This is a genomic window from Pedobacter sp. FW305-3-2-15-E-R2A2 (assembly GCF_038446955.1).
Classification (GTDB): Bacteria; Bacteroidota; Bacteroidia; order Sphingobacteriales; family Sphingobacteriaceae; genus Pedobacter.
The window spans coordinates 273,656-293,688 of the sequence record NZ_CP151803.1 but is presented as its reverse complement, the minus strand read 5'-3'; the positions used below and the strand labels follow the sequence as shown (position 1 = coordinate 293,688).

The window sequence follows — 20,033 nt, the reverse complement described above, 5'->3', positions numbered from 1 at the left end:
ACGGTCAATTTACCGCGTTGCGATAAAAATGTCTACCGCTGCATCCTCTGGATTTTGCGCAGCAGCCCCATAAACCTCAAAATCGGCAGTATAGGCGCGGGAAATTCCTGAATTCCAGATGTCTACCCAGGCATTGTACACCAGGCCCTGTAATAAATTCCCTTTCAGGGGATGTTTTTCATAAGCGCCGCCTTCAATCGCCAACCCACGCATTCCTTCAGGGATATGTTCCAGATTTTCTACCGCATATCCGAGGATCGTGGTGTAAGGCCGAGTATAATCTCCCTCATAATCAGTATAGATGCTGTATACTTCATCACCTGTTTTATTGCTGAGTTTTGCTCCGATATTTTCCGATCTGAACCGATTCCAAAGTGCGGGAATATCAATTGCAGCCTGTCCGTTTTCATTGCTTGTTCTTACAGAAATTCCAATCACGAAGAATGGCTTAAGTGTTTCTTTTTCCATTTTGTTTTTTTCTATTGATTTAGGAAGCAAAATTAAAGCCGCTGCTGACAGCCCTATGTCAGGGGTCTGGATTTTGCCAAACAATAAGCAAAATATTCAGGAAGGGTCATTTTATGGGGTTCAAAATGTGCTTCCATAATCTCCAGCTTTTCAATTCTATCCAGCCGAAAAGCCCTGTATTCCTGTCGCAATCTGCAGAAAGCAATCAGTATCCAGTTTTCCTGAGTGCTATAAATGGCAAAAGGCTCTATTGTTCTTTGGGTACGCGCCGCCTGTTCCGCATGGTAATCAATTTTCAGTAAGTTGAAATTCGTCAATGCCAGCTGAATCGCCGACATATTATTGCTGGTACTGTTGTTCTCCGGATTATTTCTAATGGCAATCCGCTTAGACAGCAGATCCGCTTTATCTTTTGTTTTGTGCAGTAATATCGCCTTGATTTTAGTAATGGCATCACTATATTCCCGTACAAAGGAAGCATCCTTGTTCCTGAGCACCAGTTGTTCTGCGGTAATCAGCGCATTCGCCTGACTTTCCGTAAAGCTTACCGGAGGAAGCCGGTAGCCTTCCACCAATGAATAGCCTTTACCTTCTTCGGTAAACACGGGAATTCCTGCTTCCTCCAGCGCCCGGATGTCCCGGTAAATGGTCCGGATGCTCACCTGAAACTTCTTCGCAAGGTCTGTTGCATTCGTGAGCCGCTTGCTTTGAAGCTGTGTCAGTATGGCCGTTAGCCGGGATAATCTCGGAGTTTCAGTACCGTCCATTACATTTTTTCTCCAAAGATACATGCTATATCTGAATTCTGGAATCCCGGTTATCGCCCTCATTTTAACCAGACAAAAGCAGGCTCAACACCTCCGGTCATGTTAGGATTATTTTAAACTTCTGTTAAATATTTGACACTTAATCATACGTTAATATGGATCCCTTAACTTCATGACAAACCATAAATCTACGACTATGATCAGCACGAAAATTCTTTATAAAGCGGTTTTTAAAACAGGTCAGATTGATGACAGTCATACTTTTCAGCCACTGCCATTGCCATCAGGAAGTTATCCATTCCGCCTGAAACTGGAAGAGGAATTTGCTTCGGAAAAACCTCAGGCCATGGTATTCCATATGGTGGGTGATACCGGTGGTTTTAAACAACCAGAACTACAGAAGCAAGTCGCCGGACAGATGGCGCAACAATATTTAAATGCCATATGCCCGGAAGAACGTCCTTCCTTTCTATATCACCTGGGAGACATTGTGTACCATTACGGAGAAGCAGATCAGTATGAATCGCAATTCCTGCAACCTTATGAAACCTACCCGGGTCCGATATACGCTATTGCCGGAAACCATGATACCGATGTAAACCCAAATTGCAGGGAACATTACGAAAGCCTGGAAGCTTTTTATGCTGCATTCTGCAATACCTGCCCGGCCACCATCCATTTCGGAACGGGGTTAAAGCGAAAAAGCCAGGTTCAGCCAAATGTATACTGGACGATGCAAGCCCCTTTGGCAACGATCATTGGTCTTCATACCAATGTGCCTAAATACGGTTGCATTCAAAAAGAACAAAGAAGCTGGTTCATCAAAGAGCTTAAAGAAGCAGCGAAATACAGCGCGGATAAAGCAATTATCGTTTGCATGCACCATGCCCCCTATTCTGCAGATGTAAACCACGGCTCGAGTCAGCCTATGATCGAATTTCTGGAATCTGCTTTTGAAGAAGCAGGTGTTAAACCAGACATCATCTTCAGTGGCCACGTACATAATTATCAACGGTTCAGCAAACATTATAGTGATGGTAAAACAGTGCCCTTTATCGTAGCTGGTGCCGGAGGCTTCGACGAGCTTCATGGCCTGGCAGATCCTTATGAGCCCAGCTATTATGCAGAAAGCGAATTGTTTGACCAGGTAGAACTGGAGAATTACTGCGATAACAGGCATGGCTTCCTGAAAGTGGCCATTGAAAAAACGCCCTTCAGCTTTGCCATCAAAGGAGAATATTATACCCTTCCCGGAAAAGACAGGAAAAACAGTGATCAGGACGCTACCTTGTTCGACAGTTTTACCGTTGACCTTACCGGGAGATAACACTCCAATAAAAATCCTCCTTTAACAAAGCCTTTCAAGTCAACTTGGAAGGCTTTGTTGGTTTATTTATCTTATCTCCTTAGAAACGAAGACGAATAACAACTCTATTTCTCTAACCAAACCATGATCGTCTTTATGTAACAATTAGTTTCAAGGCTTGTCAAACAGAAGGCCTTTATAAGCTGAATGTCCGAATCCTAAGTTATACCTCCTTTTCTTGAAAAATTTATTTAACATTGGCGATTATAACAATGCAGGTACATCAAACGGAACAGCTCGAAGATAAGGACCTACTGATTAAACTCAGAGAAGGTGATGAGCTTGCGTTCGTAAAAATATACAATCAGTACCGCAAAAAAGTACATACTTATGCCTATCAGCTCAGCAAATCAACTGATACGGCTGAAGAAATTGTTCAGGAGGTGTTTATTCGGATCTGGCAGAAAAGGATTCAGATCAATACAGACCTTTCCTTTAATGCTTATATCAAAAAGATCACGATCAACCATGTCTTAAACCACCTCAAGAAGGTAGCCCGCGACAAATCCTTGCAAGAAGAAGTCTTTCAACAGGTGGAGATCAGTGCCAACCGTACCGAAGATCAGCTCCTGGAAAAGGAACTCAGAAAAATCTACCTGGATGCGATCGCACTGCTTCCGGCACAGAAGAAACTGATCTATCAGATGAGCCGTACAGAAGAGCTCAGCCATGAGGAAATTGCATCAAAACTGGAGATCTCTAAGAATACGGTAAAAAATCATATGGTAGAGGCCAGCAAATTCGTCCGCGAATATGTGCGTAAGAATGGCGGCATTATCGGATTCATCATCGTTTCCTCAAATTATTTTCATTCCAACTAGTCCCTCTCTTCCTTACAATTGTATTGTAGATAGGAAAGGGTCAAACCATGGAAGAAAAAGAAGAACTAAAACGGCTATATCAATTGTATTTGACAAATCAGTGTACAGCAGAAGAGCTGCAACGCTTTTTTGTGCTGATAGACAATAACGAGGATGATGAAACCATTCTTGAACTGATGTCTGCGAGTTGGGATCAAACCCAGCGTGTTCCCGAAACAGGTCTTATTCCTGATTTCCTGCCTAAAGAAGCAAAAGAGATTCAACTTTCCCCAACCCGCAGGATTCGCTACGGCTTTCGGCCTGTTGCCGCAGCCGCAGCAATCCTGCTCATATGTACAGGGCTTTTCTTTTTCAGATCAACCGTTTGGGATGCCATCAGTCCGGCTCATCAGCTGCAAAGCTTCAGCGCCCAGGCACAACGGAAGCAACTGGAGCTTTCGGACGGCACCAAGGTATGGCTTAGCCCCAACAGCACCTTGAAATACCCGGAAAAATTTGTAGGGAACAGTCGGATGATCGCTCTGGAAGGAGAAGCATTTTTTGAAGTAGCGCAGGATGCCAACCATCCTTTCATTATCCAAAGCGGACAGGTAAGTACCAGGGTATTGGGAACAAGCTTTAACATTTCTGCCTATTCGCAAACTCCGGATATCAGCGTAACACTCGTTACCGGAAAGGTTGCTGTTGCCCTGCAAAAGGAAAATGGCATAACGGAGGAAACCATTGTTGCCAATCAGCAGGTTACCATTAACAAGGCGGAAGGAAAAATCAGCAAAGCTAATTTTCCAAATGCAAGCGATTACTTAAACAGACGTTTAGGCCATTTTGATTATAAAGGAACGGCATTGGCAGAAGTTGTAAAAGACCTCGAACTCCAATATCAGATTAAGATTCAGTTAAGCCCTGACTTGAACAAAAGCCTGTTTTACGGAAACCTGGACATGACAAAATCCAGCACACAGACACTAAATAAATTATGCACAGTAATGGAAGCCAATTGGAAAAAAGACGGAGGACAGTATGTAATCCTAAAATAAATGTCCGGGTTCTACAGCTAGAATCCCGGACAAGTATCTAAATCAATTTAATAAATGCCCGAGCCTTGAGAACTATAGGGCAGCAAAAAAATCAATATTTAAACATAAAGTTATGAAAAAATACGAACCTAAAAGGTTCCTGGCGTTTATCGCCATCTTGTTACTCATTTTAGTATTTGTCCAGGCCAGGTCTTATGCCCAGGCACCTCTGGAGAAAAAAATCAGTATTAGTCTTAAAGACGAGCCCTTAAAAACAGCATTGGATAAGATCAGCACGGCCAGTGGTATCAAATTCACCTTTAATGAACAAGTTGCCAACAGTAAAGTCAGGATTAATGTTCAGGCCCAAAACAAGAGCCTGAATGAGATCTTAACTATTGCCCTTTCCAATCAACCTTTTAAATTTTCCGAGTTAGACAACGAAATTTATATCCGGTATGATGCTGAAAAAGTAAAAAAGTCTACGGCCGACCCGGCGGCGAATCCGGCAACAAGCCAAGAAAAGCACACAATAGGTGGTACAATATCTTCTTCTAAAACAGGAGAGACACTGATTGCTGCAACCATCAGACTAAGTGGAACGAAACTGGCCACGATGAGTAATGAATATGGTTTTTATTCTCTTTCAGTTCCGAATGGAAAATACATCATGGAGGTCAGTGCAATAGGGTCCAAAACCCTTAGAAAACCTATAGAACTGAATAAGTCAATGACCTTGAACATCGCTTTAGATGATGATGCAAATGAGCTGGAGACGGTAACGATTAGCGCCACAACAGCAAAAAGAAACCTGGACAACCCACAGATGGGCATGGAGCGCTTAAATATCGCCGAAACAAAAAATATCCCCGTTGTGCTTGGCGAACGGGATGTCATTAAAACATTGCAACTCCTGCCAGGGGTTAAAGCTTCCGGAGATGGTACCGGGGGCCTATTTGTAAGAGGAGGAAGTGCAGACCAGAACATGATTCTTCTGGATGAGGCACCTGTTTACAACGCTTCTCACCTGCTTGGCTTCTTCTCTACTTTTAATTCAGATGCCATTAAAAATGTAACGCTCTATAAAAGTGGGATGCCCGCACAATATGGAGGGGGGCTATCCTCTGTAATGGATGTAAGAATGAATGATGGGAATAATCAAAAATTTGGCGTCAGCGGAGGCGTAGGTCTGATTGCTGCCCGGATCAATGTAGAGGGGCCGATACAAAAAGAAAAATCTTCGTTTCTGATCTCTGCGAGAAGAACTTACTTAGATGCTTTTCTAAAACTGGCCTCAGATTCCATAGTAAAAAACTCAAAGCTCTATTTTTATGATGTTAATGCCAAAGCAAATTACATTCTGGGAGATAAAGACCGTTTATTCGTCTCGGCTTATTTAGGCCGTGATGTACTGGGTGCAGATAAACTGGCCGGAATAGATTGGGGAAACATCACTTCTACGGTTCGCTGGAACCATATCTTCAGCAGTAAATTTTTCTCCAATACCTCTTTAATCTTTAGCAACTACGATTATAAGATCAAAGTAGATCAGGACGAAAGTTCTCTTTCTTTATTTTCACAAATTAAAGACTGGAATTTCAAACAGGATATGCAATGGTACGTAAACGATAAAAATACCTTGAGTTTTGGACTGAATGCAATCTATCATACCATTAAACCCGGAGAAGTCAGAGCTTCAGGAAATTCAGGAATGGTTTCACAAGACCTCCAAAACAGGTATTCACTGGAAAACGCCATATATGCCAGCAACACCTGGAAGGTGAGTGATGCATTTAGCCTGACCTATGGCCTGCGTTTATCGGCCTTTAGTATCCTTGGAAAAGGCGAATATTATAACATCAATGAGGAAGGTGCAGTTACAGGTCAAACCAGCTATAAAAAGGGGGAAATTGTAAAAACATATTTCAACCTGGAACCCAGACTTGCCGCAGCACTTCAGCTCAACGAGTCGACAGCACTTAAGGCTTCTTATGTTAGGAATGCACAAAACCTCCACTTAATTTCCAACTCAAATGCGTCTATGCCTACAGACAGGTGGGTAGCGAGTACAAATATCATCAAACCGGAAACGAGCGACCAGGTATCATTAGGCTATTATAAAAATTTGGGTCAAAATAATTACGATCTAACCATTGAAGCTTATTACAAAGACCTTAAGAACCAGGTAGACTACCGCAACGGAGCTGATATATATACGAACAAGCCTATAGAAACCCAATTACTTTTTGGTAAAGGACGTGCTTACGGAGTAGAGTGGCTGATCAAAAAGAAAACCGGAAAATTAACCGGATGGATCGCTTATACCCTTTCTAAATCCGAAAGACAGGTTGATGGAATCAATAATAACGAATGGTACAATACCAGACAGGACAGAACCCATGACATATCCATTGTCACCATGTATCAACTCAGTAAAAAATGGTCGGTTTCTGCGAACTGGGTCTTCTCTACCGGAAATGCGGTGACCTATCCTAATGCAAAATACAACTTATTGGGAGAAAGCTATTATTATTACTCCAACCGGAATGCAGAACGAATGCCGGCATACCACAGGTTAGATCTGGGTGCCACACGTACCCTGAAAAAGACAAAAAAATTCTCTTCAGAGCTCAACTTTAGTTTATTTAATGCCTATGGAAGAGCAAATGCTTATAGAATCGATTTCAGGGAAAAAGAAAATGATCCTACTAAAACTGAAGCGGTAAAAACTACATTATTCAAATTTGTTCCTTCAGTTTCCTATGATTTCAAATTTTAAATCTATCCTTCAAAATATACAGATGAAAACATCATCCGCTTACCGCTTGCAAACAGTAATTAACATGAAAAATATATCGAAATTATTGCTTTTGACACTCTTCTCCACCTTGTTTTGGTCTTGTGAGAAAGTGATAGAATTAGATCGTACCGAAAATGAAGAAAAGTATGTGATCGAGGGAACGATCACCAATGAGCCTGGTGTTTGTTCGGTCTTGCTGAGTAAAACAAAAAACTTTAAAGACGACAACCAGTTTATCGGAATTAGCGGAGCAATTGTCAAAATTGAAAACAATGGCATCATTGTGACACTTCCCGAAGCTAGTCCTGGCGTTTACAAAACCAATACCATTAATGGCACTCCAGGCCAAACCTATTTGATGACGGTTAATGTAGATGGAAAAACGTTTACAGCTTCCAGTACTATGCCGGAAAATGTACCATTTGATGATTTCTATATGAAACCTTCTGACTTTGGCAAAAAACGGACACTTGCTTATGTAAAATATAAAGATCCACTGGAACATGTCAATTTCTATTGGTTTAAACAATTCGTTAACGACAAAAAACAACGAAATTTTATGGTATCGAACGATGAATTTACACCTGGACAGGAAGTAAATTCGGGCATAACTTTTCAGAATGAGACAGATGATTTGTCAAGGGATTTTAAAAAAGGAGACAAATTAGGGATAGAAATGCACAGTATTGATGCTTCTGCTTATCTTTACCTCCACAGTCTGGAAAACGCTGAAGGCTCTGATAATGGAGCATCACCAGCCAACCCGATAAGTAATATAAGCGGTGGCGCTCTTGGTTTTTTTAGTGCTCACACCGTTCAAAAAAGAACTTTAGTGATTCCGTAAAAATGAATGAATTATTAGACAAAAACCTGAGCATAGTTTCCCTCTTTGGATTTGTTATTCTACTTACTTTAGTAGAAATGTACTTCAGTTATGCCCATGATAAAAAAGTTTATCATGGGCGTGATACCTGGACCAATGTTTACCTGATGACCGCCGCCTTTGTGATCAACCTGACCATGAAAACCGGTACCTTTTTCTTACTCGATTACTTTTATCACGAGTACCGCTTTTTTGAAATCTCTAATGCTTTCCTTTATTGGACCGTATTGATTCTGGCACAGGACTTTCTCTATTGGGTGCTTCATGCCACCGGACATTACGTGCGTCTGTTTTGGGCAATGCACGTTACACACCATTCCTCAGAATATTTTAACCTGACCACAGGTTTCCGTTCTACCGTTTTTGAGCCATTATACCGGGTATTCTTTTACCTGCCATTGGCATTGATGGGTTTTAATGCCTTCGATATCCTCTTTGCTTACCTGATCACCCAGATTTATGGAAATTTAGTACATACTCAGGCGATCGGTAAACTGCACCCTATTATTGAGTATATTTTGGTCACCCCTTCCCATCACCGGGTTCATCATGCGAGCAATGTCCGCTATCTGGATAAAAATATGGGCATGGTATTGATTTTATGGGATAGAATATTTGGTACTTTTCAGGAAGAAATTCCCGGAGAAGAAATCAAATATGGATTGACCAGTCAGCCGGAACCAGGAGCTGTAAACATCATTTTCCATGAGTTGATTGCGCTTTCTGACGATGTAAAAAAAGCACCAGGCTGGAAAAACAAGATAAAATACCTGTTTTATCCTCCGGGATGGAGCCACAATGGCGAAAGTAAAACATCCAGGAGCCTGCAAAAGGAGCTAATTGATCAATCCTGACCCCAAGCTGAATAATCTTCCCATTTTATTGCGCAATTTTGAACATCAAGAGCAGATAAATACAAAATCATGAAAAAACTGAGGAAGATCATAGCCGACATCAAAAACTTATCTGGCGAAGATCCTGATCAGTTACAAGCACTGCTCTGGCAGCTGATCTGTTATTCGCCAAAAATGCCGCCCCGCCTCCATCAGCAAAAATTACTGGAAGAAGCAGAAATCACCTCTTTAAAGATACATGATCAGTATTTTAGCCAGTCGGATTTAAACATCAATTGCTTTAAATGGGGGAATGGACCTGTTAAAATACTACTTAGCCATGGATGGGGCTCTAAAGGGTGTGACTTCAGCGAAATGATTACTATGCTGCGGGCAAACAAGGATTTCGAAATCTGGTCTTTCGATGCACCCGGGAATGGAAGTTCTGAAGGAGAAATCAGCAACCTTTTCCTCTATGCAGAATCCATCAAACAACTCTTTATTCATGCAGGCACACCGCAGGTCATGATCGGTCATTCTCTGGGTGGTATGGCCAATGCTTTAGCCTTACAGCAAAGCAACGCATATCCACAGTTACTGATCAGCATTGCACCAATGGTAAATCTAAAAGAAAACTTTATTGCCTCTATGGAGGCTGTAAATACCTCCAGCGAAGCACAGGAAAGGTTCTTTGCTGATTTTGAGCGGCTATTTGAGCAGAAAACCGAGTATTTTATATTGAATAAGATCTATGACTTTTCAGATCAATTGAAACATCTGTTGATATACGACTCGAATGACCTCATTTCTCCAAGCAGTTATATCGAAGCATTTCTAAAAGACCATCCGGAAACCTCAGCTTCTGCATACAAAGAAACCAGTCATTCGAAATTGTTAACCGATCCCAGGGTGCTAAACGAAATGGACCTGTTCATCATTAAAAATATCCATTAGCAGCCTCCTGATTAATTCAAAATCAATTTCTTCCAAACGGTCAAAGTGAATCACCGGCTTCCCCGGCTCCATTCCCTGCGATAACGCAACATTTGTCTTGAGAGCTTCCTGCTTTAGCTGATAAAAACTGATCTGATTTTTCTGAATGGCGAAGGCCAGCACTACAAGACCATTTCTGGAATATGCAGGCATTCCATAGGCCATATGTTCCTCATATCCGATTAACATTTCTTTACACAACGTCCTTACCATCGCCGGCACAGCCACCTTTTTTTCAGGGATCTCTAAAAAGTATTCATCTACAGTTGCCGCCTTGCTTTTCATCTCCATCTTTACTAAACGGTAAAATTACTAAAAATCCTTCTTTTCCCTGATGACAATCAGGGGCAAAAGTGATCATTATCACCTATCTAACTGATAATTATCGGGAAATTTACGCTCAGATTTGAATACCCGTTGTACCCGGTTCAACTCAAAATATAACTATCTTAAGCCAAATAAACATTTGATTAATTTCCAATAAAGCCCTTTAAACAAATGAATTCTCCTACCTACATTACTGCAGCGCAAGCAGTACAAGCTATAAAATCCGGCGACCGTGTCTTTATTCATGGCAGTGCCGCCACTCCCGTTCATTTAGTGAAAGCCCTGCAGGCAAGACATGCAGATTTAAAAAAAGTGGAAATCACCAGTATTACCACCCTAGGTGACATTGATTTCAACGCTGCCCCTTACCGGGAAAGCTTTTTCTTTAACTCCCTGTTTGTTTCTGCCAATACCAGGTCAGTAGTCAACAGCCCTTATGGTGATTATGTTCCTGTTTTTCTGAGTCAGATTCCCAAATTGTTTAAGGAAGGCTTCCTTCCTATCGATGTGGCTTTAATCCAGGTATCGGAACCAGATGTTCATGGCTATTGTTCCCTGGGCACCTCTGTTGACATCGCCAGAGCAGCTGTAGACACCTCAAAGCACATCATTGCCCAGGTAAACCCTAAAGTACCCAGAACACATGGTGATGGCTTTGTACACATCAGTAAGTTCCAGTCGATGGTCTGGCATGAAGAAGAATTGCCAGAAGTAGACTATGGCGCGAAAACAAGTGATGCCATGGTAACTATCGGAGCGAATATCGCTTCCCTTGTGGAAGATGGCGCCACCTTACAATTGGGAATTGGCGGAATCCCTGATCAGGTATTGAAAAACCTAACCGGTCATAAGAATCTTGGCCTACATACAGAGATGCTTTCCGATGGCGTGATCCCATTGATACAAAATGGAGTGATCAACAACAGCCTTAAAAAAATCAACCGGGGTAAATCCATTACTTCCTTTATGATCGGAACAAAAAAGTTATACGATTTTGTGGATGATAACCCCAGCATCAGGGTCATGGATATCTCCTATGCCAACGACACCAGTGTCATCCGTCAAAATCCAAAGGTTACGGCCATCAATTCGGCCATTGAACTGGATTTAACAGGTCAGGTATGTGCAGACTCTATGGGCACGTATCAATATTCTGGAATTGGCGGACAAATGGATTTCATTCATGGCGCTTCTCTCTCCGAGGGTGGAAAACCCATCATTGCACTCCCATCCATTACCTCGAAAGGAATTTCCAGGATCGTACCTTTTTTGAAAGAAGGAGCCGGAGTGGTGACGACAAGGGGCCATGTGCACTGGGTGGTTACCGAATATGGTAAGGTGAACCTGTTTGGCAAGAGTTTAAAACAAAGGGCAATGGCATTGATCAGTCTTGCGCATCCAACGCATCGGGAAGCGCTGGAACGGGCATTTCATGATCGTTTTAACGCTTAAAACCAAGCAGTTCCCATTCAATATGAAGCAAAAAAATACCTAATATTAGGTATTTTTTTGCTTCATATAAAGAAATACATTTGGCTTAAGCTATACATAAATATAGTTATTTAGGGGAGATTAATAAGGATAGGCCGGGGGGGGACTCTTCCGGCTTATTTTTTTAGTCCTTCCCTAACTGCCTTTATCTTGCTCATAAAATCCGCTTTCAACTCCGGATGAATGATTCCTTCATTTTCTTCAAAATTCTGATTAAAAGAAGGAAGAGAAAAAGTGTCGAGAATATTCGCACTACATTTCGGGAAGTAGGCTTTCGCCGAATTCATGACATTCCCGCCACCAAAGCCTCCCGGAGAAGTACTCATCAGCAACATTGGTTTATTCTGAAAAAACTTTCCATTGATGCGGGAGCACCAGTCCATTACATTTTTAAAAGCGGTCGTATAGCTGTTGTTATGTTCTGCCAGTGATACGATCATCAGATCACATGCCGCAATAAGTTCCAGCAACTGATGAGCCTTATGAGGATAACCATCATTACGTTCTCTATCTACGGAAAAAAGTGGCATTTCAAAATCATTCAGATCTAAAAGAGTGATCTTTTCTTCTTCAAAATAGGACAGCGTATGAATGACTAATTTTCTATTGATTGATCTACTGCTGTTACTTCCTGCAAAAGCTAAAATTTTCATCGGTTTCTTTATTTTAATTAGAAAAGGACATCCTGCAAATCTGCATTCTTATCAAAGACACTTTTGGCAAAAGGACATAAAGGAAGGATTTTCACTTTATTTTCCCTGGCATAACGAACGGCTTCCAATACCAATGCCTTCCCCACCCCTTTACCTGCAAACCCCGGGTCTACTTCCGTATGGTCGATAATGATTTTTCCGGGACCCGCCCAGACATAGGTCATCAGTCCAGCTTCCTTACCATCTTCTACAGCCTTAAACCAGCCTTTTTTCTCCTCATTAACCTGTTCGATATTCATAGATATAATTTAATTTTTAATGTTTTTTCCCTGCTCCGGAAGGGGAACAAAGTCAGTCTCTCCCGGCACGCTCGCAAAAGATTGTTCCAGCCACATGGTCTTCGCTTCTTCAATCCTTTCTCTTGTTGAGGCCACAAAATTCCAGTAAATGATCCGTTCTTCAGGAAAAGGTTCTCCTCCAAAAATATAAACGGTCGTATTTTCCTGCATCACGAACTCGCAAAGTTTAGTGTCTTTAGCCACCAGGATCTGCTTCGGCTCATAAGTATAACCTTCGCTTTCAATTGCTCCTTCCAGGATGTACAAAGCACTCTCTCCGAACAAATCAGCACCGATGGTCACCGTTTGCCGGTTGGTTGTTTTCAATTCCAGGAAATAAAGTGGACTATATACCGGAACCGGAGATTTTCTTCCGAAAGCTTCACCTGCAATCAGTTTAAAAGCGATTCCATTCTCCTCCCATGAGGGAATATCTTCCTCTCCTGCATGGTAGAATTCGGGCGCCATTTTTTCCAGTGCGGCAGGCAATGCTACCCAGATCTGAAGTCCGTGAAGCATTTTATCAGAATCTCTAAGGTAGGAAGGCGTCCGTTCAGAATGAACAATTCCACTTCCCGCAGTCATCCAGTTTACTTGTCCCGGTTTTATTTCCACCTCGGTTCCAAGGCCGTCTTTATGCATAATGCTTCCTTCAAAAAGGTAGGTAAGCGTAGAAAGACCGATGTGTGGATGAGGTGGAACATCCAAATTCTCATGGTCACTTAAACAAATCGGGCCCATATGATCAATAAATGAAAAAGGGCCCACCATTCGCTTCTCCCGGAATGGTAAAAGTCGGCCTACCATGAAATTGCCAATATTACTTGGCCTTTCTTCAATAATCAATTTAATATTTGACATGCTGATTTAGATTTTATATCCCACCATTGCTTCTGTTGGTAAAGCCTGATTTTAAAACCTAAGTTAAGATTAAATGTTCGCCTTATGAAGCAGAAAGCAGACTTTGCCTTAAAAACAAAGCGCCCGGCCTCAAAAAAAGAAACCGGGCGCCTGTTGTACATTGATCTGCTTAAAAGCTGACCTTATTTAACTGTTCATTGATATAATCAATTTCATCTCTTTTAAAAGTGATGTCCATTGCTTTGGCATTATCAATGGCCTGGCTTGCATCTCTGGCTCCGGCCAAGACGATAGTGATTCCTGGCTGAAGGGTGGTCCAGCGTAAAACCAACTGAGATAAAGAAACATTTTTCGCATCAGCGACAGGCTGAATGGCTGCTAAAAAGCTTTTCACTTTTTCCGCATCAAACTGACCAAAATAACCATTCCTGTGATCATTCGTTTTTAACGTCGCATCTTTAAAATACTTTCCGGTCAGCAGACCTCTTTCCAATGGACTGTAAGCAATGATAGAAATGTCATGCGCTATTGCATAGGGAATGACATCATCTGCAATCCCCCTGTTGAGCATGCTATAAGCAAGCTGATTGGAAGAAAGGGCGATGCTTTCATTTGCAGTTTTCATTTGATCAAGATTATAATTGCTCACCCCTGCTGCTCTGATCTTACCTTGCTGAATCAGCAATTCCAAAGCTTCCATAGTTTCATCAATCGGTGTGCTGGCATCCGGCCAGTGCAATTGCAACAGGTCAATATAATCCGTACCCAGACGTTTTAAACTTTCCTCCAGCTCTTTGATCACATTGGCCTTTGCAGCATACTTGTAAATCGGTAAGATCTTTCCATTCTCTTCCGCATCAAAGAAATGTTCTCCTTTCCCTTGATTGCTCTGGTCCCATACCAGTCCAAATTTATTCAGGATCTGAATTTTACTTCTGTCTTTCCCTTTGATTGCTTCGCCAATCAACTCCTCACTTAAACCAAAGCCATAAAAGGGTGCAGTATCAATGGTACTTACTCCATGATCTAAAGAGGCATGAATCGCAGCTATTGAATTTTGTTTCTCGTTTCCTCCCCACATTGTACCACCAATCGCAAATGCGCCATAAGTGATCGCCGACAATTCCAGTTCTGATTTACCTAATTTTCTATATTCCATTTCTTTATTTTCAATATTTATAAGCTATTTTCTTCTAATAACTGAGCCACAAAGGTTTGCTCCAAATGTGCTCTGTAACGTGTTAAATCGGTTTCGAGATCCGCGTTCTTTTCGACATCATGGAAATGTATTCCTGATAAGGGTTTCATCCCTGTAAATGCATTCATGCGATGAAATCCGAATAAAGGTCCTTCATCTACACTCTTTTCATTAAAAAACTCACCAGGTAGGGTAAACGCTTCTTTAGGCGCATTCCAGGAAGTGGTCAACATATATTTTTTCCCATGGAGCATTCCTCCTGTACCATAATTGAGAGCTGGATTCTCCGAAGAACGCCCATCACTTTTATAGATGCCTTTATTGTGTCCTGCGGTAAACACCACATCAATGTATTTTTTAAGGCCATGTGGTACCTGGAACCACCAGATCGGTGTATGATAAATTACGACATCTGCCCAGGTATATTTTTCTACTTCTTCTATTGGGTTATAATCGTCATTTACACTGGTTGTTCTGACTTCAAACCCTGGCTGGCTTTCAAAGAAAGCAATGGTTTCCGCGGTTATTGTTGCATTGAAACGACCGCCTGAATGACCAAAAACCTGTCCGCCGTTGATGATGAATATTTTCATGTTCTTTATTTTCTCTTTTATCATTTGTATTGTGACTACAAAATTATGGCAAGATCATGTATAATTAAAATAACTTAAATCATACCTTTGTATCATAATTATAATACATAAGATCATGGTTAATCTAGAATGGTTTAGAACATTTAAAGCGATTTACGAAACCGGGACCCTAACCGGAGCAGCTGAAATATTGTACATCTCCCAACCCGGGGTCAGTCTGCATTTGAATTCTTTGGAAGCTTATGTAGGTTATAAGCTATTTGACCGCACTTCCAGAAGAATGGTTTCCACTGAACGCGGCAAAGTACTTTACAATTATGTACTCGATGCAGTAACCAAACTGGAAGCAGCGGAACATCATTTTCATAAGAGTACAGAAAAAGATACTCCTACCATCAGTATCGGAATGTGTTTTGAGACCTTTCAATTTACTTTGGAATCCTACCTGCCGAAGCTTCCCTTTAATGTCATCATCAAATTTGGAGAATATCCGGAAATGCTGAGCGACCTCGACAATGGCATTCTTGATTTGATCATCACCCCTCAGAAAGGGGATTCCAATAACATCAATTACCTTCCTTTCTCCAAAGAGAAAATCGTACTGGTGGGCGGGTCGGCCACACCAACTGCCGGTTTTGACGAGCTCCTCAAAGAAGGAAATATGCAAGAGGTCCATGCCTGGCTTAAAAAACAGACCTGGTATGGCACCACCGCAGACATGGAGCATTTAAGGCGATTCTGGCACCTCAACTTCAATAAGCGCCCAGACTTCAAGCCAAACTATATTGTGCCCAACCTGAGCTCTATCGTACGTTGTATCAGCGAACAAAACGGAGTGGCCATCATTCCTGATTTTTTATGCAGAAAAGAAATCGAGAGCGGCAACATTAAGGTGATCTGGGAAGGAAATGACGTCATTGAGAACACCCTCTATTTTTCCACCCGCAAAAAAACCATTTACGCTACAGAGATCAAAATGATTGAAGAAATCTTTATCAAAGAAATGGTTTAGGTGCTTAGTCGGCACCTAATGTGACGCAGATTTAGAAAACACATTGATCACGATCACGCCAAGAATGATCAGTGAAATTCCCAGAATTGCAGGTAAATCCAGCTTTTGATGGTATAAAAAATATCCGGCAGCAGAAACCAATACAATACCTACACCCGACCACAATGCATAGGCAATACCGACCTGCATCGTTCTCAAAGTGAGGCTGAGAAAATAAAAGGCAATCATATAACCCGCAATCACAATAAGGGAAGGAATCAGTTTAGAAAACTGTTCCGACGCCTTTAAAGCACTTGTAGCGATTACTTCGGCAGTAATCGCTACAAATAAATAGATAAATTTCATATTTAGAATTTATAAGTCAGTCCGGCGCCAAAAATCTGTTTCACTTGTAAAGCCGGGCCTTTATTGATGCCATCCTTTCTAAGAATTTCAGTTTTATCATCATAGATTAATTGTACGCCGGCATTTACAGTTACAAACTTATTTACTTTCATAAACAGATTGCCCGTATAATCGGTAACTACATTTTGTGGTTTGTCAAGGTAGTTGGCATATAGTTTCAGGATATTCTCAAAGCTGATGTTTTCCATCAGGTTTACTTTGTAATAAGCATCTAATGAGGCTCCAAATTGGAAATCAGTTGTTTTTCCCTGCTTAACGCCAAAAGCACCACCTGGCTGACTGTTCAGCCTTTTATCGGAGACAATTACAATCCTGGAAGCTGCAGGAGAGATATTGACCCTAAAATTATCAGAACGTTTATAAGCAAAACCAGGCCCAAAAGTAAGATATGCTGGTGCGAAAGCTGTTGAAATCAATGTTCTTGTACCGTCCGCTTTGTAAGAATAACCATTCGCAAACTGGGTCTGGAAATTAGCATAGAAGGTATATAGCCAGTATTTAGCGGCTTTATATCCGACTAAACTGTTCAGAATGATTTTATCATCATTCTTACGGACGCCTACATCTTCCTGTTTGCTCAATCCGAAACCGACTATCGCTTTATTATCCCAACTCCATTTATCTTTTTTATAATTGAAATCGTAATTAAAAAGCAGGTTTCCGGCAAAGGCATTTACACCGCCTGCAGACCAGTTCGAAAAGGAACTTTGGTTGATTAAAAAGGTATTTTCTCCATGGATGGTCCATCTTTTTGTGGTGTCCAGGGCAACGGGTTCCTGGGCATAGCCGATCAGGCTAAAAAAGGAGATGATCAAAAGTAGTGCTGTTTTTTTCATAGATAAATCATTGATAGATGAAGTGTAGAATAGATAGGTAATGTCGTGAAATTACAAATTTATTATCTCAACAAGAAAAGTCCAATCTTTCTATCTTCATCAAAAGCACTATCAAAAGGTCTAAAAGGAATCCAGAAAGTTCTTCACATAACCTCTGCGACGTGTGAAAATAGGGATTTCCTTTGTATAGGTTTAGATTTTTTCCATCCCTTACTTTAAAATCCAGTTCAGTATTTTGGCAATATTATTTGCATCATCAACACCACGGTGGTGTGTTCCTTCGAGGGGAATCTTGAGCAGACTCAATGCAGCTGACATTCCCTTTTCATGGCTCAGCTTCTTTTTTAATGCAAATAAGGTCTTTACATTGATATGGGAAGGGCCAAAAGGATACCCGATATTCATGGCGGTACATTGTTTCTGAAATTGCTTCTGATCATATGCGCCAAAACTTGCCCAGGGCCGGCCTTGCGATAAGTACTCATCCTGCAAAATCCGACAAGCTTCTTTAAACGCGATCCCTTCCTCTTCGATCATTTGTGGCGTAATTGTGGTCAATTCAGTACAGAAAAGACTGATCTCAGACCGCTCTGGCTTTACCAGTATCCCTCTGTTTTCGGAAATCTCGCCAGTGCGAATATCCAGGAGACATACGCCAACCTCAATAATGTCACTTTCCATTCCTTTCGGTTGTCCAGTATTCCAGCAGGTTGCTTCTATATCTACGATGACTATTTTATCTAATTTATTTGCCATTCTTTAAAAATTTACACTTCATTTTCATTTAATTCCCTATTCAAATCTGAAGGTTTGCAGATCATTGAATAAGATTCATTCTTTAGGCTTAGTATCTTAATTGATACCACCCCAATGCAACTCCCCCGACACTTGCAGCCCTCTGTCATCAACTATAGACAAATACCAAATCTTAACCCCTTCAGGAAGTGTCGATAAACAAATCTGATCCCCTTTTATCTTCAGATCCTTACGCTCCCATTTTTTGTCTTTTAACGCTGTGGTTGTATCCGTTGTATAATTGAGATAGGCTTTATCAATAGGCACTACAGACTTAATTTTCGCTCTTATTGAAGTCTTTTTAATTTCCACGGCCTCTAATTTTGGTAAAGGAGTCGTCCCATTCAAATAACTATTGATGAAAGAATAGATTTCCTCATTTCCCCAGCCATAACTATGATTATGCCTGAGGCCAATTTTAACCGAAAGATTTCTATCATTTACCATGCGATAGGTTTTCTCGTAGCTATCCAGAAAAAAATGTCCGTCATTAGTCCCATTGATAAACAATACTGGCATTTTCGCTTTGCCCACATACTGAGAGGGATCATATTGCTTAATCCAGATTGCTCTGCTAGGATCCTTCAGTTGATCGATATTTTGCTTCATCGCGCTGTTTTCGAACAAATAGCCACATCCATATACAGGTACTACGGCCTTATACCGATCGTCTATACCAGCAAGAGAACAACTGATAATACCGCCCCAACTGATTCCGTTCAGCGCCGTTCTATTACTGTCCACCTCCTTAAAACTTCTGATTAGATTGTGTGCCAGAATTACATCTGCTACCGCCTGATACATCCATTGTTCACTTAAATCCGAAGTAATTGAATAATAAGGAGTCAAGCCAGCCGGTTCATCAAATCCGCCTGATATATGTTTTTTGGTCGCATCATTACCTCTTAAATCCATCGCGATAGCTGCATACCCTTTTTTAGCCCACAATAACGCCCAGGCCTTGAATGCAGTCCCTCCGCCACCATGAACCAATATCACCGCTGGCAAATTCTTATCCTTAGAACGATCTCCGGCTAGTGTCCCCGGGCTGGCGTAGTAGGCGAATACATTTTTAGGACGGCCCTTATAAGCTAATCCCTGATATACAATTCCAATCGCAGAATCTGTACTTAGGACTTTATAGGCTGGTACCTTATAAATTCCTTCTGTATCCCAAATTGTACCTTTTATTTGAGCATTAGCATCTGGTAATCCCCAAAAGAGAGAGAGCAGCATGATGATTGTCTTATTATATTTAGTTAGCATGTCACTCAAATTCATATAAAAATGAGCCACACTACCGTTTCCCATATCCGTAATTTGGTAATTTATAGGGGAAATACATAATTATAAAAAATCTTTCCGGAAACAAAAAAAGCCTCTCAGTTTTCACTGAAAGGCTTTTAATTGGGCTCCCGAGACTGGGCTCGAACCAGTGACCCTCTGATTAACAGTCAGATGCTCTAACCAGCTGAGCTACTCGGGAGTACTGGCTATCCAAAAAAACGGCTTTTTGAAGTCTTAAACAACATTAAGTTTCGTTCGTTTTGGGAATGCAATATTAGGGGTTTTAATTT

At 41.2% G+C, this 20,033-nt stretch carries 21 protein-coding genes and 1 tRNA gene; 9 read left to right on the top strand and 13 right to left on the bottom strand.

Annotated elements, in window-relative coordinates:
* Positions 1-9: 9 nt before the first annotated feature.
* The gene (locus tag AAFF35_RS01115; protein ID WP_342330496.1) at positions 10-468 is read right to left on the bottom strand and encodes a GyrI-like domain-containing protein; all 459 of its coding nucleotides are present in this window, start codon (positions 466-468) and stop codon (positions 10-12) included.
* Positions 469-521: 53 nt separating this feature from the next.
* A complete protein-coding gene (locus tag AAFF35_RS01110) occupies positions 522-1,235 on the bottom strand; it encodes a YafY family protein (protein WP_342330495.1) in 714 nt (237 codons plus the stop codon).
* A 196-nt stretch (positions 1,236-1,431) separates the two neighbouring features.
* Here AAFF35_RS01110 and AAFF35_RS01105 point away from each other — a divergent pair, with 196 nt between their 5' ends.
* From AAFF35_RS01105 to AAFF35_RS01075, 7 genes are all read left to right on the top strand, one after another.
* Complete coding sequence (locus AAFF35_RS01105; protein ID WP_342330494.1) at positions 1,432-2,562, top strand: metallophosphoesterase; 1,131 nt, start codon at positions 1,432-1,434, stop codon at positions 2,560-2,562.
* A gap of 251 nt (positions 2,563-2,813) precedes the next feature.
* The gene (locus AAFF35_RS01100; protein WP_342330493.1) at positions 2,814-3,422 is read left to right on the top strand and encodes an RNA polymerase sigma-70 factor; all 609 of its coding nucleotides are present in this window, start codon (positions 2,814-2,816) and stop codon (positions 3,420-3,422) included.
* Positions 3,423-3,469: 47 nt separating this feature from the next.
* Entirely contained in the window at positions 3,470-4,459 is a 990-nt protein-coding gene (locus AAFF35_RS01095; protein ID WP_342330492.1) for a FecR domain-containing protein, read from the top strand.
* Between the two features lie 112 nt (positions 4,460-4,571).
* Positions 4,572-7,217: a TonB-dependent receptor gene (locus AAFF35_RS01090; protein WP_342330491.1), complete on the top strand. Its 2,646-nt coding sequence runs from the start codon at positions 4,572-4,574 to the stop codon at positions 7,215-7,217.
* Between the two features lie 22 nt (positions 7,218-7,239).
* A complete protein-coding gene (locus AAFF35_RS01085; protein ID WP_342330490.1) occupies positions 7,240-8,082 on the top strand; it encodes a DUF4249 domain-containing protein in 843 nt (280 codons plus the stop codon).
* A gap of 2 nt (positions 8,083-8,084) precedes the next feature.
* Positions 8,085-8,975: a sterol desaturase family protein gene (locus AAFF35_RS01080; protein ID WP_342330489.1), complete on the top strand. Its 891-nt coding sequence runs from the start codon at positions 8,085-8,087 to the stop codon at positions 8,973-8,975.
* A gap of 69 nt (positions 8,976-9,044) precedes the next feature.
* A complete protein-coding gene (locus tag AAFF35_RS01075; protein ID WP_342330488.1) occupies positions 9,045-9,908 on the top strand; it encodes an alpha/beta hydrolase in 864 nt (287 codons plus the stop codon).
* On the opposite strand, the gene AAFF35_RS01070 is transcribed toward AAFF35_RS01075, so the two are convergent.
* Positions 9,867-10,238 (bottom strand): DUF1801 domain-containing protein, encoded by a 372-nt coding sequence (locus tag AAFF35_RS01070; protein ID WP_342330487.1) that lies wholly within the window; start codon positions 10,236-10,238, stop codon positions 9,867-9,869. The genes AAFF35_RS01075 and AAFF35_RS01070 overlap by 42 nt on opposite strands.
* Before the next feature lie 207 nt (positions 10,239-10,445).
* Here AAFF35_RS01070 and AAFF35_RS01065 point away from each other — a divergent pair, with 207 nt between their 5' ends.
* A complete protein-coding gene (locus AAFF35_RS01065) occupies positions 10,446-11,726 on the top strand; it encodes an acetyl-CoA hydrolase/transferase C-terminal domain-containing protein (RefSeq protein ID WP_342330486.1) in 1,281 nt (426 codons plus the stop codon).
* Positions 11,727-11,881: 155 nt separating this feature from the next.
* Here the strand turns inward: AAFF35_RS01065 and AAFF35_RS01060 are convergent, their stop codons facing one another.
* The 5 genes from AAFF35_RS01060 to AAFF35_RS01040 form a co-directional block, all read right to left on the bottom strand.
* Complete coding sequence (locus tag AAFF35_RS01060; RefSeq protein WP_342330485.1) at positions 11,882-12,418, bottom strand: NAD(P)H-dependent oxidoreductase; 537 nt, start codon at positions 12,416-12,418, stop codon at positions 11,882-11,884.
* 17 nt (positions 12,419-12,435) lie between these two features.
* A complete protein-coding gene (locus AAFF35_RS01055; RefSeq protein ID WP_342330484.1) occupies positions 12,436-12,717 on the bottom strand; it encodes a GNAT family N-acetyltransferase in 282 nt (93 codons plus the stop codon).
* Between the two features lie 9 nt (positions 12,718-12,726).
* Positions 12,727-13,617: a pirin family protein gene (locus tag AAFF35_RS01050; protein WP_342330483.1), complete on the bottom strand. Its 891-nt coding sequence runs from the start codon at positions 13,615-13,617 to the stop codon at positions 12,727-12,729.
* Positions 13,618-13,786: 169 nt separating this feature from the next.
* Positions 13,787-14,776: an aldo/keto reductase gene (locus AAFF35_RS01045; protein ID WP_342330482.1), complete on the bottom strand. Its 990-nt coding sequence runs from the start codon at positions 14,774-14,776 to the stop codon at positions 13,787-13,789.
* A 17-nt stretch (positions 14,777-14,793) separates the two neighbouring features.
* A complete protein-coding gene (locus AAFF35_RS01040; RefSeq protein WP_342330481.1) occupies positions 14,794-15,408 on the bottom strand; it encodes an NAD(P)H-dependent oxidoreductase in 615 nt (204 codons plus the stop codon).
* Between the two features lie 115 nt (positions 15,409-15,523).
* On the opposite strand from AAFF35_RS01040, the gene AAFF35_RS01035 reads away from it, so the two are divergent.
* Positions 15,524-16,420 (top strand): LysR family transcriptional regulator, encoded by an 897-nt coding sequence (locus AAFF35_RS01035; protein WP_342330480.1) that lies wholly within the window; start codon positions 15,524-15,526, stop codon positions 16,418-16,420.
* A 15-nt stretch (positions 16,421-16,435) separates the two neighbouring features.
* Here the strand turns inward: AAFF35_RS01035 and AAFF35_RS01030 are convergent, their stop codons facing one another.
* The 5 genes from AAFF35_RS01030 to AAFF35_RS01010 form a co-directional block, all read right to left on the bottom strand.
* On the bottom strand, positions 16,436-16,765 hold the full coding sequence (locus AAFF35_RS01030) for a multidrug efflux SMR transporter (protein WP_342330479.1): 330 nt from the start codon (positions 16,763-16,765) through the stop codon (positions 16,436-16,438).
* 2 nt (positions 16,766-16,767) lie between these two features.
* Positions 16,768-17,661, bottom strand: coding sequence for a DUF3078 domain-containing protein (locus AAFF35_RS01025; RefSeq protein WP_342330478.1), 894 nt, complete (start codon positions 17,659-17,661; stop codon positions 16,768-16,770).
* 210 nt (positions 17,662-17,871) lie between these two features.
* Entirely contained in the window at positions 17,872-18,417 is a 546-nt protein-coding gene (locus AAFF35_RS01020; RefSeq protein WP_342330477.1) for a 3'-5' exonuclease, read from the bottom strand.
* Between the two features lie 96 nt (positions 18,418-18,513).
* A complete protein-coding gene (locus tag AAFF35_RS01015; protein WP_342330476.1) occupies positions 18,514-19,767 on the bottom strand; it encodes an acetylxylan esterase in 1,254 nt (417 codons plus the stop codon).
* Between the two features lie 101 nt (positions 19,768-19,868).
* Positions 19,869-19,942: transfer RNA gene (locus tag AAFF35_RS01010), tRNA-Asn, on the bottom strand.
* Between the last annotated feature and the right edge of the window lie 91 nt (positions 19,943-20,033).

Bases quoted from the DNA above. Each gene is read 5' to 3' on its own strand.
- AAFF35_RS01110 (WP_342330495.1), bottom strand. From the start codon at position 1,235: ATGGACGGTACTGAAACTCCGAGATTATCCCGGCTAACGGCCATACTG.
- AAFF35_RS01080 (WP_342330489.1), top strand. From the start codon at position 8,085: ATGAATGAATTATTAGACAAAAACCTGAGCATAGTTTCCCTCTTTGGA.
- AAFF35_RS01040 (WP_342330481.1), bottom strand. From the start codon at position 15,408: ATGAAAATATTCATCATCAACGGCGGACAGGTTTTTGGTCATTCAGGC.
- AAFF35_RS01105 (WP_342330494.1), top strand. From the start codon at position 1,432: ATGATCAGCACGAAAATTCTTTATAAAGCGGTTTTTAAAACAGGTCAG.
- AAFF35_RS01015 (WP_342330476.1), bottom strand. From the start codon at position 19,767: ATGGGAAACGGTAGTGTGGCTCATTTTTATATGAATTTGAGTGACATG.
- AAFF35_RS01045 (WP_342330482.1), bottom strand. From the start codon at position 14,776: ATGGAATATAGAAAATTAGGTAAATCAGAACTGGAATTGTCGGCGATC.
- AAFF35_RS01100 (WP_342330493.1), top strand. From the start codon at position 2,814: ATGCAGGTACATCAAACGGAACAGCTCGAAGATAAGGACCTACTGATT.
- AAFF35_RS01090 (WP_342330491.1), top strand. From the start codon at position 4,572: ATGAAAAAATACGAACCTAAAAGGTTCCTGGCGTTTATCGCCATCTTG.
- AAFF35_RS01070 (WP_342330487.1), bottom strand. From the start codon at position 10,238: ATGGAGATGAAAAGCAAGGCGGCAACTGTAGATGAATACTTTTTAGAG.
- AAFF35_RS01050 (WP_342330483.1), bottom strand. From the start codon at position 13,617: ATGTCAAATATTAAATTGATTATTGAAGAAAGGCCAAGTAATATTGGC.
- AAFF35_RS01085 (WP_342330490.1), top strand. From the start codon at position 7,240: ATGAAAACATCATCCGCTTACCGCTTGCAAACAGTAATTAACATGAAA.
- AAFF35_RS01095 (WP_342330492.1), top strand. From the start codon at position 3,470: ATGGAAGAAAAAGAAGAACTAAAACGGCTATATCAATTGTATTTGACA.
- AAFF35_RS01060 (WP_342330485.1), bottom strand. From the start codon at position 12,418: ATGAAAATTTTAGCTTTTGCAGGAAGTAACAGCAGTAGATCAATCAAT.
- AAFF35_RS01020 (WP_342330477.1), bottom strand. From the start codon at position 18,417: ATGGCAAATAAATTAGATAAAATAGTCATCGTAGATATAGAAGCAACC.
- AAFF35_RS01025 (WP_342330478.1), bottom strand. From the start codon at position 17,661: ATGAAAAAAACAGCACTACTTTTGATCATCTCCTTTTTTAGCCTGATC.
- AAFF35_RS01055 (WP_342330484.1), bottom strand. From the start codon at position 12,717: ATGAATATCGAACAGGTTAATGAGGAGAAAAAAGGCTGGTTTAAGGCT.
- AAFF35_RS01115 (WP_342330496.1), bottom strand. From the start codon at position 468: ATGGAAAAAGAAACACTTAAGCCATTCTTCGTGATTGGAATTTCTGTA.
- AAFF35_RS01035 (WP_342330480.1), top strand. From the start codon at position 15,524: ATGGTTAATCTAGAATGGTTTAGAACATTTAAAGCGATTTACGAAACC.
- AAFF35_RS01075 (WP_342330488.1), top strand. From the start codon at position 9,045: ATGAAAAAACTGAGGAAGATCATAGCCGACATCAAAAACTTATCTGGC.
- AAFF35_RS01065 (WP_342330486.1), top strand. From the start codon at position 10,446: ATGAATTCTCCTACCTACATTACTGCAGCGCAAGCAGTACAAGCTATA.
- AAFF35_RS01030 (WP_342330479.1), bottom strand. From the start codon at position 16,765: ATGAAATTTATCTATTTATTTGTAGCGATTACTGCCGAAGTAATCGCT.